The sequence below is a fragment of the Endothiovibrio diazotrophicus genome (genome assembly GCF_054657215.1).
The window spans coordinates 1-15,426 of the sequence record NZ_BAAHXB010000026.1 but is presented as its reverse complement, the minus strand read 5'-3'; the positions used below and the strand labels follow the sequence as shown (position 1 = coordinate 15,426).

Sequence of the window (15,426 nt, the reverse complement as noted above, 5' to 3'; positions counted from 1 at the left end):
CCTCTTCCCTGGAGCCTGACGCCTGAAACCTGAAGCCTTATTTACGAATCATGAGCAAACTGAACGATCTAGCCATCCGCCTCTACCGCCGCCTGTTCGGCGCCAAGGACCACTACGCCTTCGGCGGCGTCGCCGACGGGGTGCTCGACGGCCATACCGCGGTGGCGGTGAGCGAGGCGATGCTGGCCGAGGCGGCGGCCTTCGGCGGCGCGCTCGCCGCTGCCCGCCTCGGCTGGCAGCAGGGGCGGCGCGAGGCGCTGGCCAGCGACGGCGCGGAAGGACCGCGGGGTGCGCTCGCCGCCGCCATGGGCCGCGCGCTGGCCGGTCAGCGCGCCTGCGTCTTCCTCGACGGCCCGGAACTGGCCTCCGCGGTCGACCTGCTCGCCAACGCCGCCGGCCGCCACCTGCCGCTGGTGGTGCAGTTGACCAACCGCGCGCTGCCCGCCCACGGAGAGAGCGCCGGTACCGGGCACGAGGCGCTCCACCTGGCCGGAGAGAGCGGCTGCGTGGTGCTGGTCGCCGCCAACGTCCAGGAGGCGGTGGACCTCACCCTGATCGCCCACCGCATCGCCGAGCGGGCGCTCTGCCCGGTGGCGGTGGCCCAGGACAACGAACTCACCGCGCTCGCCCCGCAGGAGGTGAGCCTTGCTGCCGCGGAGCTGGTGGCCCGCTTCCTGGGTGACGCCGACGACGAGATCGACGCGCCGACGCCATCCCAGCAACTGCTCTTCGGCGACCGTCGCCGCCGGCTGCCGCGCTGGCACGACCTCGATCAGCCGATGCTCACCGGTGCCCGCCAGTCGACCACCGCCTTCGCCCTCGGCGCGACCGCCGCCGGCCCGTTCTTCGACGATCACGTCGGCGCGCTGGTGGATGAGGCCTTCGCCGAGTTCACCCGCCTCACCGGCCGCCCCTACGGCCGCCTCTGGACCCATCGCATGGAGGGGGCGGAGCGGGTGCTGCTGCTCCAGGGCGCGGCGGTGGAGAGCGCCCGCGCGATCGCCGACCGGCGCCACAAGGAGCGCCTCGGCGTGGTCGGCGTGCGCTGCCTGCGCCCGGCGCCCGGCGCCGCCCTGGTGGAGGCGCTCGCCGGACGCTCCGCGGTGGCGGTGATGGAGCGTGGCGAGGCCCACCTGGGCGACGACGGCCCGCTCGCCCGCGAGCTGCGCGCGGCCCTTGATCGTGCCTTGGAGAACGGTCGTCACGGTGCCGATTGCCATCCCGGCTACCCGCCGCTTACCGAGGCCAAGCGGCCGCGGCTGCACCGGGTCTGCTATGGCAGCGGCGGCCTGCCGCTGCGCGCCGCCGACCTGGCGGCGCTGTGTGACCGGCTGCGCGACGGCGCGCCGAACCGTCTGGTGCTCGGCGTCGATTTCCACGCCAACACCCCCGAACACCCCAAGCGTCAGGTGATGCTCGACCGCCTGCGCCGCGCCTATCCCGCGCTGGCGGGGATGGGGCTGCGCGGCGCGACGCCGACCGACCTGCGCCCCGAAGGTGCGCTGTCGCTGGCGATCTTCCATCGCGGTGAGGCGCACGCCCTGGTCGGTGAGGCCGGTACCCTGTTGCAGCGGCTGGCCGGTGGGATGACCCGCGGCCGTCCCGGCCTCGACGGCGATCCGTGGAGCCGCGACCGCCTGATCCACGCCCCGGCCGGTCCCGGCTACCCCGGCGACGATGCGCCGGTCGATGCGGCCCTGGTGGCGGGGGGCGAGGGCCTGGCCGCCGCCGACCTCTGCGCCGATCTGGTGGAGGGCGGTGTATTGGTGATCTGCGGCGAGGGGGAGGGGAGTGCGCTGTGGGCGGACCTCGGCCCGCGTAATCGCGAGGCGATCGCCAAGCGCTCGCTGCGTCTCTACCGGCTCGCCGCCGATGCCGGCGAAGAGCCGGATGACTCGTTCGATCCGCTCGCCGTAGAGCGCTCCGGCGCCCGCCGGTTGGGTGCGCTGTTCGCCGCGCTGGTGGCGAGCGAGCGGCTCGACTCCAGCCGCCGCAAGCTGGTGGCCGCCCGCGAGGAGAGTCTCGCCGCCCTCGACGAGGCGGAGCGTGGGTTGCTCACCGCCGAGTTCGAGGCCGGATTCGATGCCGTGGAGTCGCTGGACTACGCGGCGCTTGCTGCTCCCGAGGCGCTTCCCGCCCCCGCGGAGGAGACCCCGCTGGCGGTCCGCCACCTGGGCGGCAGCGACGAGACGTATGAGAGCCTTCCGCGCTTCTGGGATCAGGTGGGCGTGCTCTACCGTGACGGCGAGGCCGACCGCCTCACCGCCGACCCCTACCTCGCCACCGGCGCGGTGCCGCCGCTCAGCGCCACCTTCCGCGACCTCAGCGCCGGCCGTTCGATGCTGCCGCGCTTCGCCGCCGAGCACTGCACCGGCTGCGGCGAGTGCTGGAGCGCCTGCCCCGACAGCGCCATCGGCGCGGTGGCGCTCACCCCGGCGGCGCTGGTCAACGCCGGCATCCAGGCGACCAAGGGCGATCCGCTGCGTCCGCTGGCCTCCAAGCTGGCCGGCCGGGTCAGCGCCATGGGCCGCGCCGGGGAGTTCCGCGGTGCCGCCGCCGGTGAATTGATCACCGCCGCCTGGGCATGGCTCCAGGAGAAGGCGCCGCTCGCCGAGGAGCGCCTCGCCGCGGTGCAGCCCGCCATCGAGCGGCTGGCGGCGTGGGCCGGCCAGCTCCCCCTGGCGATGACCGAAATCCTCTTCAAGGGCGGCGAAAAGGTAAAGAAGGATGACGGCGAGCTGCTCTCGCTGGCGATCAACCCCGACGCCTGCAAGGGGTGCGGCCTCTGCGTCACCCTCTGCGCGGAGGAGGCGCTGATCGCCGAGCCGCAGCAGGGTACCCATCTCGATGCCGCCCGCGCCCTCTGGCGCACCTGGCAGGAGACCCCCGACACCGCCTCGGCGACCATCGAGCGGTTGCGCGAGGGGGGTGAACTCTCCGCCATGGCGGCGATCCAGCTCTCCCGCTACTGCGCCCTGGCAATGGCCGGCGGCGACCCTGCCGAGCCCGGTTCCGGCGAGAAGATCGCCCTGCGCATGGCGCTGGCCGCAACCGAGTACCAGCAGCAGCCGCTGCTCCACCGCTTCACCCTGGAGCTGGGGGAGCTGCGCGAGCGGATCACCGAAAAGGTGCGCGACACCCTCTCCGCGGCGCTGCCCGCCGACGACCTCGACGCCCTGGAGCGCAAGCTGCGCGGCGCCCCCGGCAAGCAGATCGACCTCTCCGCCTTCGAGGGTGCGAAGGGGGTGGAGACCGCCCGCATGCGCCGGCTGGTGGAGCTGGCCCGCGGCCTCAACGATCAGTACCAGCGCCTCTCCGCGGGGCGCTACGGCCTCGGCCGCGCCCGCTTCGGGCTGGCGGTGGCCGCCGGCAGCGTCGCCGAGTGGGCCGGCGCCTTCCCCAACAACCCGTTCCAGGCGCCGGTGGTGCTCGACATGACCGGCGACGCCGGACAGTTGGCGGCGGGGGTGCTCGCCGGGCAGCTGGCGGTGGCGCTGCGGGCGATCGGGTTGATGGAGCAGGCGCGGGAGGAGTTGGGCGAAGGGCGAAGGGGCAAAGAGGCGAAGGGGCAGAACGGGGGCACGAACCCTTTAGCCTCTTCGCCCCTTAGCCCCTTGGCCTGGTCGGATCTGACCGAAGAGCAAAAGCGGGTCTGTCCGCCGTTGATCCTGATGGGCAACGAGGCCGAGCTGGGCGGGCGCGGGCTCTCCCAGGTGGCGTGGCTGCTCAACTCCGGGCTGCCGGTGAAGATCCTGGTGTTGAGCGAGCTGGAGCTGGGGCTCGACACCCGCGGGGTGGCCGCACGACCGCTGGGTACGCTCAACGATCCGCGCAGCGATCTCGGGCTGATGGCGCTGGCCCAGCGCAACGGCTTCGTGGCGCAGACCAGCATCGGGGATGCCGATCACTACCGGGAGAGCCTGCGCCGGGCGCTGCGCTATACCGGGCCGGCGCTGATCCGGGTCCATGCGCCGAGCCCCGCCCGCCACGGCTTCGCCGCCGACGGCGCGGTGGCGCGGGCGCGTCAGGCGGTGGCCAGCCGCGCCTTCCCGCTGTTCCGTTACGATCCGAGCGGGAAGGGGGTGTTCGGCTCCCGTCTCGACCTCGACGGCAACCCCGATGCCTGCGAGCCGTGGGCGGCGGGGGAGGGCGGTGCGCTGCTGCCGGTCCACTGGGCCGCCGGGGAGTCCCGCTTCGCCGCCCACTTCGCGCCGCTGGCCGATGATGCGGCGAGCCCCGCCGAGGCATCGGCGTGGCTCGCGCTGGATGCCAAGGCGCGGGAGAAACGCACCCCTTATGTCGAGCTGACCGGCAAACGCTATCGGGTGAGCGGCGAGCTGTTGGTCCAGACCGAGCGCCTTCAGCACGCCTGGCGCACCCTGCAGGAACTGGGTGGCCTGGTCACCCCGTTCACCGAGCGGGTGCAGCGCGAGGCGGAAGAGCGGGTCGCCGCCGAGCACCAGACGGCGTTGGCCGCACAGCGCGCCGAATACGAGGCGAAGCTCGGAGATCAGGCCGCCGGCATGCAGGGGCAGATGGCGGCGGAGATCAAGCAACGTCTGATGTCGCTGGCAGGTTACCAATAGGGCGGGCCGCGCCCGCCGTGCCGCGGTTCGTGCGCAGCTCGTAGGGCGGATTAGCGTTAGCGTAATCCGCCGGGAACGAGGGCACCTTCGCCGGAGGCAGCTTCGATTCGGCGGATTACGCTAGCGCTAATCCGCCCTACGGGGAGGCTGCCGCGTGAAGGCGTCGATGAGTGTTCCGTTCCAAGCGTCTCCCAAAAAAGGGTGACGTGCAAAAGACAATAGGAAGAATGTGGTTGAAACCGATGCAGGAGATTTTCACGATGCTCACCGTGGTGATGGTGGTGAGGATGCATTCCGTTGCGGCCGCGAAATCCGCCGCCTCTTCACTGAAGCCCGGTACCTGAAGCCTGTAGCCTGAATCCATGTCCTTCCTCTCCTCCCTACTCTCCATCGAGAAGAGCTTCCACCACGGCGTCCACCCGGAAGGCCTGAAGGAGGCCACCGTCGATCTGCCGATCCAGCGGGTGCCCTTCGTCTCGCGCTACGTGATGCCGCTGGGCCAGCACATCGGCGTGCCGGCCAAGGCGGTGGTGCAGGCGGGTGACGCGGTCAAGCGCGGCCAGCTGATCGCCGAGGCCGGCGCCTTTCTCTCCACCTGCCTGCACAGTCCGGTGACCGGGAAGGTGGTCAACGTCGGCCCCCACCGCTACACCGACGGCAGCTTCCAGCCGGCGATCGAGATCGAGGCCGATCCCTACGCCACCCAGCGCCTCGATCCCCAGCCGGCGAAGGATTGGGCGGCGCTCTCCATCGACGAGTTCATCGCCGAGGTGCAGCGGGCGGGGATCGTCGGTCTCGGCGGCGCCGCCTTCCCGGCGCACGTGAAGTATTCGATCCCCGAGACCCTGAAGATCGACGAGATCCTGATCAACGGGGCGGAGTGCGAGCCCTATCTGACCAACGACCACCGGCTGATGGTCGAGCGCCCCGAGGCGATGCTGCGCGGTACCGAGATCCTGATGGCCAAGCTGGGGGCGAGTCACGCCACCATCGGCGTCGAGGACAACAAGCCCGACGCCATCGAGATCCTGCGCAAGCGGATCGGCAACAATGGCGCCATCTCGGTGGTTTCGCTCCCCATGAAGTATCCGCAGGGGGCGGAGAAGATGCTGATCCGCGCGGTCTACGGGCGCGAGGTTCCGGCCGGTCAGCTGCCGCGGGATCTGGGGATCACGGTCAACAACGTCGGCACGGTGGTGGCGATCGCCGACTGGTTCGACCACGGCATGCCGCTGATCGAGCGGGTAGTGACCGTCTCCGGCCCCGGCGCGGCCTATCCGGCCAACCTGATCGTGCCGCTGGGCACCCCGCTGCGCGACGTGCTCAAGTTCTGCGGCGGGCTCAAGGTGGGGACCCGCGAGGTGATCATGGGCGGGCCGATGATGGGCGCGCCGGCGGCGAGCCTCGACGTGCCGGTGCTCAAGGGGTGCTCCGGCATCCTGGCGTTCACCGATGCGGAGACCCGTCTCGGTCAGGAGTACGCCTGCATCCGCTGCGGCCGTTGCCTGGAGGCGTGTCCCTATTTCCTCAACCCCTCGCGGCTGGCGCGGCTGGGCAAGGCGCGCCGCTTCGAGGAGATGCGCGACCAGTATCAGGTGATGGACTGCGTCGAGTGCGGGGCGTGTACCTACGCCTGTCCCTCGAACATCCCGATCGTGCAGCACATCCGCACCGCCAAGGACAACCTCCGGCGCCGCGTATAGGGCGGGTCGCGCCCGCCGTCGGCGGTGGGCAATGAACCGATCGAAAGGGTTTGCACGGCGACGGTAACGGGCATGCCGTGCCCACCCCTCCCTACGGGGTGGGTAACGGAGAGGCCGAATCGGCGCGCACGGCACGCCCTATAGGTTGCCGAGAATCATTTGTGGCGGGGGTAAGGCTTCAGGCTACAGGCGTCAGGCTCCCGGTGAAGAGGAGAGGGTGGTGGAGTGTTGGAAGTCCTTGGAAACTCGATATGTTGAATGGTTTTGTTGGAATTGCAGTGATCGTCGAGTGCGGCACCTGCCTCAATGCCACTCCCTCTTTCCTGGCGCCTGTAGCCTGACGCCTGGAGCCTAATCAGACATCGTCCATGAAAAAGAAAGATCCCAAACTCCTGGTCCAACCCGCGCCGCTGCTGCGCCAGGGCATGACCACCCCCACCGCCATGCGCGACGTGTGGGTGGCGCTGGCCCCGGCGGTGCTCGCCGCGCTCTGGTTCTTCGGCCTGAAGGCGGCGCTGGTGCTCGGTGCCAGCATCGCCGGCGCGGTGGCCACCGAATGGGCCTTCACCGCGCCCGAGAAGCGCAAGATGGCGCTCGGCGACAACAGCGCCGCGCTCACCGGCCTGCTCCTCGGCCTGACCCTGCCGCCGGCGCTGCCGATGTGGATGGCCTTCGTCGGCAGCGTGGTCGCCATCGGCATCGGCAAGGTGATGTGGGGCGGCCTTGGCCAGAACGTCTTCAACCCGGCGTTGGTCGGCCGCGCCTTCCTCCTCGGCACCTTCCCGATCGCGATGACCACCTGGTCGCCGGCGGCCGGCCCCGGCGGCTTCTTCGACGTGCCGGCGAGCGTGCTCGCCGCGCCCTTCATGTCGCCGGTCTACGACGCGATGTCCGAGGCCTCGCCGCTCGGTCTGCTCAAGTTCCAGCACCAGGGCACGGAGTTCCTGCGCCTGCTGCTCGGCAACACCTCCGGCTCCCTCGGCGAGACCAGCGGCCTGCTGCTGCTGCTCGGCGGGCTCTATCTGTGGTGGCGGCGCGATCTCGACTGGCGCATCCCCGCCGCGATCACGGTCGCCGCGGTGGTCTTCTCGACCATCCTCTTCCTGGTCAACGGCGACAAGTACCCGAGTCCGCTCTTCACCGTTTTCTCCGGCGGCTTCCTGCTCGGCACCCTGTACATGGCCACCGATCCGGTCACCTCGCCGGTGACCCCGCGCGGGGCGGTGATCTTCGGCCTCGGCGTCGGTTTCCTGGTGGTGCTGATCCGCGTCTTCGGCGGCTTCCCGGAGGGGATGATGTACGCGATCCTGCTAATGAACGCGGCGACGCCGCTGATCGACCGCTATACCCAGCCGCGGGTGTTCGGGCGGGGGATACAAGAGGGGTCCGCAAATGAACGCAAATGAACGCGAATGTGAAGAGGGCTTCCTGCTGATTCGCGTTTATTTGCGTTCATTTGCGGATGAGAATTCGATATGACCGATACCATCAAGATTGTGCCCGAGAAGGAGCCGAGCAGCTTCGTCCTCGTCTTTGCCCTGGCGCTGGCGGGCTTCCTCTCCGGGCTCGGCATCATCGCCGTCTATGAAGGGACGATGCCGACGATCAAGGCGAACAAGGCGCGCGAGCTGCGCGAGGCGGTGTTCAAGGTGCTGCCCGGCGTGACCCAAATGCAGCGGCTGGAGTACCGCGACGGCAAGCTGGTGCCGGAGAAGGGGCAGGGCGACAGCGAGAGCAGCGTCTACGCCGGTTACGACGAGGCCGGCCACTTCGTCGGCTACGCCGTGCCCGGCGAGGGTCCCGGCTTCCAGGACACCATCAGCCTGCTCTTCGGTTACCTGCCGGACCAGCGCAAGATGGTCGGCATGGTGATCCTCGACAGCCGCGAGACCCCCGGCCTTGGCGACAAGATTTACAAGGACGCCGACTTCGTCGCCAACTTCGACGATCTCTCGGTGGACCCGATGATCGTCGCGGTGAAGAAGGGGACCAAGTCCTCGCCCAACGAGATCGACGCGATCACCGGTGCCACCATCTCTTCCAAGGCGGTGGTGCGGATCATGAACGAGGCGCGCCTGCGCTGGGAGAAGCGGTTGCCGCCGCCGGGGCATGAGCCGGCGTTGGAATAGGAAGAAGGCGTCAGGCTTCAGGCGCCGGGCTTCCGGTGGGGGCCGTGGTAGCGTAACGGTCGCGGTCCTGGTTTGGCGTCTTCCTGTTGGGCGCGAGATTGAATGGTTATCGAGTGATGCGGATTGGATGTAGATCTGAATTCATGGTGCGGGGTGTCTTCGGCGTGAAGAGCGGGCGTAGGGTGTGCCGAGGAACGAGGCGCACCACTTCGAAACCGGTGCGCCTCCTATCGTCGGCACACCCTACCAAGTGTCCGTCTTTCCGGAGGACAGACCATTTGTCGTCCGCAATCCACAACCGACTGGCACGGCCCTCTTGCCTGACGCCTGAAGCCCGGAGCCTGGAGCCTTCCCCCCAATGAGCACGAAACAGCTGGATACCTACGAAGAGCTGATGAAGGGCCTGTGGCGCGAGAACCCGGTGTTCGTCCAGGTGCTCGGCATGTGCCCGACGCTGGCGGTGACCAACACCGCGCTCAACTCCCTGGTGATGGGGGTGGCGACGCTGTTGGTGCTGGTGGGATCGAGCTTCCTGGTCTCCTCGCTGCGCCGTTGGGTGCCGAAGCAGGTGCGCATCTCGCTCTACGTGATCATCATCGCCACCTTCGTGACCATCGTCGACTACTCGCTGTTGGCGCTGATGCCGGCGGTACACAAGGAGCTGGGGGCGTTCCTGCCGCTGATCGTCGCCAACTGCATCATCCTCGGCCGCCAGGAGGCGTTCGCCTCGCGCTACGGGGTGAAGTACGCGGTGGTCGACGCGGTCGGCATGTCCGCCGGCTTCACCATCGCCCTGCTGGCGCTGGGCAGCGTGCGCGAGATCCTCGGCACGGGCTCGCTGTTCGGTGTCCCGCTGTTCGGTGCCCACTTCGAGCCGTGGGTGATCATGATCCTCCCACCGGGCGGCTTCCTCACCCTCGGCCTGATCCTGCTCTTCCTCAACTGGGCGACGGAAAAAAAGAAGGAGTTCATGGCGCAGGTGGCGGTGGCGGAGCGGGAAGGGGTTTGACGAAGGCTTCAGGCTTCAGGTGTGAGAATGGTTCTTAATTATGGTCCTCAAAATGTGCGATGAACGGGTTCGAATAGCACGGCCCTCTTACCTGGTGCCTGGTGCCCGTAGCCAGGAGCCTTTTTCGACTCACAAGGAGTCGGGCAATGGATAATCTCGTTTGGATCTTCATCAGCGCCCTGCTGGTCAACAACTTCGTCCTCGCTTACTTCCTCGGCCTCTGTCCGTTCCTCGGCGTGTCGGGGCGGCTGGAGACCTCGTTCCGGCTCGGGTTGGCGACCACCTTCGTACTGGTGGTGACCGCCATCTGCGCGTGGTTCCTCAACACCTACGTGCTGATCTACGCCCCCTACCTGCGGCTGATCAGCTTCATCGTGGTGATCGCCTCCACCGTGCAGTTCATCGAGATGTCGATCAAGAAGCTGAGCCCGTCGCTGTTCAAGGCGCTCGGCATCTTCCTGCCGCTGATCACCACCAACTGCGCGATTCTCGGTCTGGCGATCTTCGCCACCAACCGCGGCTACGGCTTCTGGGAGGGGGTGGTCTTCGCCCTCGGCGCCGGCGCCGGCTTCACCCTGGCGATGGTGCTGATGGCCGGCATCCGCGAGGAGACCGAACTCTCCAACGTCCCCGCGCTGATCCGCGGCACCGCCTTCAACCTGATCGTCGCAGGCGTCCTGTCGATGGCGTTCATGGGGTTCGCGGGGCTGTTCAGCGCGGCGTGAAAGCGAGGTGAAAGGTTCAAGGTGAAAGGTCAAAGGGCCTTCGTTTGGCGTGCTTCCGGCCACCGTCGGCGTGGTGGTCGATGACGTCTGTTGGATGGCACGGTCCTTCTTTCCTTTAACCTTTTACCTTTGACCCTTAACCTGGTTCGTTAATCCCATGACCCAACTCCTCGCCCTCCTCGGAATCACCGCGCTGTGCGGCGGCTGGATGGTGTTCCAGCTCTGGCTCGCCAAACAGGACCCGTCCAAGAAGGAGCCCTTCCGCCCCGGCTGCGGCGCCTGCGGCAACGGCGCTTGTGGGAAGAGGGATTCGTGACGTCAAGGGTGTCTCCCGGATCACCCGGCGGTCAGCTCGTCGATCTTTTGGAGCAACTCGATCCCGGTTGGCGCGCTGACGTCCAATACGGATCGGCGTTTCGAAACAGCTCCACGGACGAGTCGTGAAAATGACTCCCTCCCGCGACCCGACGGGAGGAAGGAAGGGGCTTTTCGAGAAGAGTCCTTTTTCTCTATAGTCTATTTCGCTATATGAGCCCGCAAGGACGTTACCTGGCCCCGCAATCCCAATCATCGGTGAAGCGCCCATGCAGGAATCTCTCTCTCGCGCCAAGATCCTGGTCGTCGACGATGTGGTCGGGAACGTCCTCGCCCTGCGTCTGCACCTGCGGGCAGAGTACGAAGTGCTGGCGGCCTCCGGCGGCTTGGAGGCGTTGCGGCTGGCCTGCGACGAGCAGCCGGACCTGATCCTGCTCGACGTGATGATGCCGGAGATCGACGGCTATGAGACCTGCCGCCGGCTCAAGGCGCAGGCCGACACCGCGGAGATCCCGGTGATCTTCGTTACCGCCTGCGACGACAGCCACGAGGAGCAGCAGGGATTCTCGGTCGGTGCGGTGGACTACATCACCAAGCCGTTCAACGCGCCGGTGGTGAAGGCGCGGGTGCGTACCCACGTGGAGCTGAAACGGCAGCGGGATCTGCTGCGTACGCTCTCCTTCATGGACGGCTTGACCGGCTTGGCGAACCGCCGCCGTTTCGACGAGTGCCTCGCGCTGGAGTGGAAGCGCTGCGCCCGGATGGAAGAGCCGCTATCGGTGATCATGATCGACGTCGACCATTTCAAGCGTTTCAACGATCACTACGGCCACCAGGCGGGGGACGACTGTCTGCGCCAAGTGGCCGGCGCGGTGGCCTGCCAGGTCAACCGGCCCGGCGATCTGGTGGCCCGCTACGGCGGCGAGGAGATGGTCTGTCTGCTGTCGCAGACGGATCTGGAGGGCGCGCGTCGGGTGGCGGAGCGGATCTCCGCCGCGGTGGCGGAGCTGGCGATCCCCCATGCCGATTCACCCACCGCGGCGACGTTGACCCTGAGCCAGGGCATCGCCTGCCGGGTGCCGGCCCGCGATACGCCGCCGGAGCCGCTGATCGAGGAGGCCGACGGTCGCCTCTACGAGGCCAAGGCGGCGGGCCGCAACGCGGTTTTCGGTTGATCCATGGTCCGCGGGCCCTCCTCGCTCAATTATCCGCTGCTCCGTTTCCTGGCGCTGTTCCTGCCGGTCGCCCTGGTGGTGCTCGGCGCCGTCTGGCTCGCGGGACGCGCCGACCTCGAGAAGCGTGTGAGCGAGCTGCGGGCGGCCGACACATTGAGTGTCGGCTTGGCGGCCGGGGCGCTGGAACAGCGGCTGATCGGGGTGTCGCGCGACCTTTTCGTGCTCGCCAACCAGAGCTCCCTGCGTACCGCTCTGCAGGCGCCGACGCCGGCCAATCTCGCCCATCTGGCCAACGACTTCAGCAATTTCTCCCTCAACAAGCGGGTCTACCAGCAGTTGCGCTGGATCGACGAGCAGGGCCGGGAGCGGGTGCGGGTCGATTGGGTGGACGGAGGTCCGCGGGTGGTGCCGGCCGCCGAGCTCCAGGACAAGAGCGACCGCTACTACTTTACCGATGCCTTCCGCCTGGCGCCGGGCGAGCTGTTCGTCTCGCCGCTGGACCTGAACGTCGAGCACCACCAGGTGGAGGTGCCTTACCGGCCGATGCTCCGGCTCGCCACGCCGGTGGCTGACCATGCCGGGGTCAAGCGCGGTATCGTGCTCATCAACTACGCCGGCAGCGATCTGCTGGAGGCCTTCGATCGCGGGGGCGAGCGGATCCGCGGCCACCTTGCGCTGCTCAATCGCGACGGCTACTGGCTGCGCAGCCCGCAGGCCGATGAGGCGTGGGGGTTCATGTTCGGCCGCGACGAGACCTTCGGCCGGCGTCACCCCGAAGCCTGGCAGCGGATCGGCACCGGCGGCCGCGGGCAGTTCGAGGATGCGCAGGGGCTGTGGACCTACCGTACCGTCCTTCCCCTGGAGATCGGCGAGCATCCGGCGATGGGGCGGGAGGGGACGGGGGGGGGATACGCCTGGCGGGTCGTGGCGCATGTCGGCCACGAGGCGCTGGTCTCCGCCCGCAACGCCGTGGTGAGTCGCCTCGCCCCGCCCGCGGCCCTGCTGCTCGGGTTGTTTGCGGTCGGCGCCTACTGGCTGACGCGCACCGAGCGGGCGCTCGCCCGCTCGGCCGCGGAGGTGGCGGAACTCTATGAACTCAATCACATGATGGTGGCCGAAGCACCGGTCGGGATCGCCGCCTACCGGGCCGACGGCGAGTGCCTGTTCGCCAACGGCGCCCTGGCGCGGATGGTCGATGCGGAAGAGGCGCATCTGCGGGTGCGGAATTTTCGTCGGGTCGATGCCTGGCGCGCGGGCGGGTTGCTCGAAGAGGCCCGGGAGGCGCTGGAGAGCGGACAGCCACGCCACCACGAAGGCCGCCTGGAGAGTGTCTCCGGCCGCGAGGTGTGGGTGGAGTGCCATCTGGTTCCCTTCGCCAGTGGCGGCGAGCGGAACCTGCTGCTCATTGCCAATGACGTCAGCGTCTCCCGCGCCGCCGAGCAGGCGTTGATCGAAGGACGTCAGGCGGCGGAGGAGGCAAGCCGGGCGAAGAGCGCCTTCGTCGCCAACATGAGCCACGAGATCCGCACGCCGCTGAATGCCATTATCGGCTTCACCCAGCTTGCGCGAGAGCTGGAGGCGGAGCCGCGGCTGGCGGATTACCTGGGCAAGATCGAGCGCTCGTCCCGTCATCTGCTGGGGATCGTCAACGACCTGCTCGACTTCTCCAAAATCGAGTCGGGGCGGATGGAGCTCGACCAGGTCGAATTCCAGTTCGATCAACTGCTCAACGAGAGCGCCGGGATGATCGGCAACCGAGCCGAGGAGAAGGGGCTGGAGCTGGTCTATCGGGTCTCCCCCCGGGTGCCGCTGCAGGTGGTCGGCGATCCGCTGCGGCTGATCCAGGTGTTGAACAACCTGCTCGGCAATGCGGTGAAGTTCACCGATCGTGGCGAGGTGGAACTGCGGGTGGAGGTGGCGGCCCTGGCGGCGCGAGGGGTGGATCTGCGCTTCGAGGTGCGCGACAGCGGTATCGGCATGACCGAGGAGCAGCGGCTGCGGCTCTTCACCCCCTTCACCCAGGCCGACAGCTCGATCACCCGGCGTTTCGGCGGTACCGGTCTGGGGTTGACCATCAGCCGCCGGTTGGTGGAGCAGATGGGGGGGGTGATGGAGGTGCGCAGCGCCCCCGGAGAGGGGAGCGTATTCCTGTTCACGGTTCATCTGGAGCGGCCTTCCGCCGAGCAACGGACGTCGCCGCTCCACCTGCGCGGAGGCCGGGCGCTGGTGGTGGACGACGTGGCGAGCGCCCGGCAGGCCGCCGCCCAGATGCTGGAGGCGTGGGAGATGACGGTGGTCACCGCGGCGGACGGGGTCGAGGCGCTGGCCGCGGCGCGTGAGCAGGGGCCGTTCGACCTGATCCTGATGGATTGGGAGATGCCCCGCATGGATGGGGTGGCCGCGGCCCGCGAAATCGCGGAACACGCCGTCGACAAGGGACGGTCGCCGACGCCGGTGGTCATCATGGTCACCGCCCACTCGCGGGATCGGCTGACGCGTGCCGCCCCCTCCTTGCCGGTCGCCGCGGTGCTGGAGAAACCGTATACCCCTTCCGACATCATGGATGCGGTGGTCACCGCGCGTGAGGGGGCCGTGGTGGAGGAGGTGCGCAACCCGCCGAGCGGTGATTGGCGGGCGTTGGCCCGCCCTTTGGCGGGGGCGCGGGTACTGGTGGTGGAGGACAACTCGATCAACCAGCAGGTGGCCCGCGATATCCTGAAGAGCGCGGGGATCGCCGCCACCGTGGCCGGCAATGGCGAGGAGGCGTTGGAGCTGCTGCGTCTCCAATCGTTCGACGCGGTGCTGATGGACATCCACATGCCGGTGATGGACGGTCTGGAGGCGACCCGCCGAATCCGTCGGGAGTCCTCCTGGGCGCAGTTGCCGGTGATCGCCATGAGTGCGGCGGCGATGACCCAGGACCGCAACGCCTGTTTCGCCGCCGGCATGAACGACCATGTGGCCAAACCCGTCGATCGCGACCAGCTCTTCGGCACCCTGGCGCGCTGGATCGGCCCGCCGGATCGGCCCGAGCGGCCTCCGCAGGAGGAGGCTTCGCCGAGCCGCGGGCAGGCGCCGGAGAGACCGCCGCCCCTGGAGGGGATCGACGTGGTCGGGGCGATGAAGCGGATCGACTGCGACTGGCCCGCTTTCCGGCGCTTGCTGAGCGGTTTTCGCGACAGCTACTCCGAAGGCGCAATGCCGATCATCCGCCTTTGGCAGTCAGGGGAGCGCGAGCGAGTAAGGCTGGAGGCCCACGCGATCAAGGGGGCCGCCGCCGCCCTCGGCATCGAGCCGGTGCGAGCGGCCGCCGCCGAACTGGAGGCGCTGGCGAAAGAAGACGCACCGTTGGACACCGCGGTAGAGACGCTCGAAAGACGCCTGGGGTCGCTTCTGGAGGTGCTTGCGGGGCTCGACGGGGAGTCGGTCGAAACGGCACAGGCCGTGGCCGCTCCGGAGCAGGCTCACCCGCTGGCCACGGAGCTGGACCAGCTATTGAAGCGCCACTCCCTGGATGCGCTGGAGCGCTGCGCGCAGTTGCGGCCCCACCTGCCGGAGGAGGCGTTCGCGCGGCTGGAGAAGGCGGTGAACCGGCTCGATTTCACCGCCGCCAGCGCCGTGCTCGCGGAGCAGTTCGCCGGGTTAGGGCCCGCGAAAGAATAACTTCCTGTTTTGGAATGCCGATCTACTCCGCCCGGCGGCGTTGCGCAAAGGGTTGCATACAACGGGTATGCGCCCCCTTGCGCGCCTTGCCGGACGGGCGTCGATCTACTCCGCCCGGCGG

The 15,426-nt window shown here is 68.5% G+C and carries 9 protein-coding genes; all 9 read left to right on the top strand.

Going from position 1 to position 15,426, the window contains the following annotated elements:
* Window positions 1-50: 50 nt before the first annotated feature.
* The 9 genes from ACYQ2W_RS09025 to ACYQ2W_RS08985 all read left to right on the top strand — a co-directional run bounded on the left by ACYQ2W_RS09025 (window position 51) and on the right by ACYQ2W_RS08985 (window position 15,305).
* On the top strand, window positions 51-4,586 hold the full coding sequence (locus ACYQ2W_RS09025; RefSeq protein ID WP_459865451.1) for a 4Fe-4S binding protein: 4,536 nt from the start codon (window positions 51-53) through the stop codon (window positions 4,584-4,586).
* Between the two features lie 362 nt (window positions 4,587-4,948).
* Complete coding sequence (rsxC, locus tag ACYQ2W_RS09020) at window positions 4,949-6,289, top strand: electron transport complex subunit RsxC (protein ID WP_459865449.1); 1,341 nt, start codon at window positions 4,949-4,951, stop codon at window positions 6,287-6,289.
* A gap of 368 nt (window positions 6,290-6,657) precedes the next feature.
* Window positions 6,658-7,695, top strand: coding sequence for an RnfABCDGE type electron transport complex subunit D (locus ACYQ2W_RS09015; RefSeq protein ID WP_459865447.1), 1,038 nt, complete (start codon window positions 6,658-6,660; stop codon window positions 7,693-7,695).
* 69 nt (window positions 7,696-7,764) lie between these two features.
* Window positions 7,765-8,418 (top strand): RnfABCDGE type electron transport complex subunit G, encoded by a 654-nt coding sequence (locus ACYQ2W_RS09010; RefSeq protein WP_459865445.1) that lies wholly within the window; start codon window positions 7,765-7,767, stop codon window positions 8,416-8,418.
* A 358-nt stretch (window positions 8,419-8,776) separates the two neighbouring features.
* On the top strand, window positions 8,777-9,427 hold the full coding sequence (gene rsxE, locus ACYQ2W_RS09005; RefSeq protein ID WP_459865443.1) for an electron transport complex subunit RsxE: 651 nt from the start codon (window positions 8,777-8,779) through the stop codon (window positions 9,425-9,427).
* A gap of 146 nt (window positions 9,428-9,573) precedes the next feature.
* Window positions 9,574-10,152, top strand: coding sequence for an electron transport complex protein RnfA (locus ACYQ2W_RS09000; protein WP_459865441.1), 579 nt, complete (start codon window positions 9,574-9,576; stop codon window positions 10,150-10,152).
* 157 nt (window positions 10,153-10,309) lie between these two features.
* Window positions 10,310-10,468 (top strand): hypothetical protein, encoded by a 159-nt coding sequence (locus tag ACYQ2W_RS08995; RefSeq protein WP_459865439.1) that lies wholly within the window; start codon window positions 10,310-10,312, stop codon window positions 10,466-10,468.
* A gap of 268 nt (window positions 10,469-10,736) precedes the next feature.
* Window positions 10,737-11,642, top strand: a complete 906-nt coding sequence (locus ACYQ2W_RS08990) for a diguanylate cyclase domain-containing protein (protein WP_459865437.1) — start codon at window positions 10,737-10,739, stop codon at window positions 11,640-11,642.
* Window positions 11,643-11,645: 3 nt separating this feature from the next.
* Window positions 11,646-15,305, top strand: coding sequence for a response regulator (locus ACYQ2W_RS08985; RefSeq protein ID WP_459865435.1), 3,660 nt, complete (start codon window positions 11,646-11,648; stop codon window positions 15,303-15,305).
* Window positions 15,306-15,426: the final 121 nt, after the last annotated feature.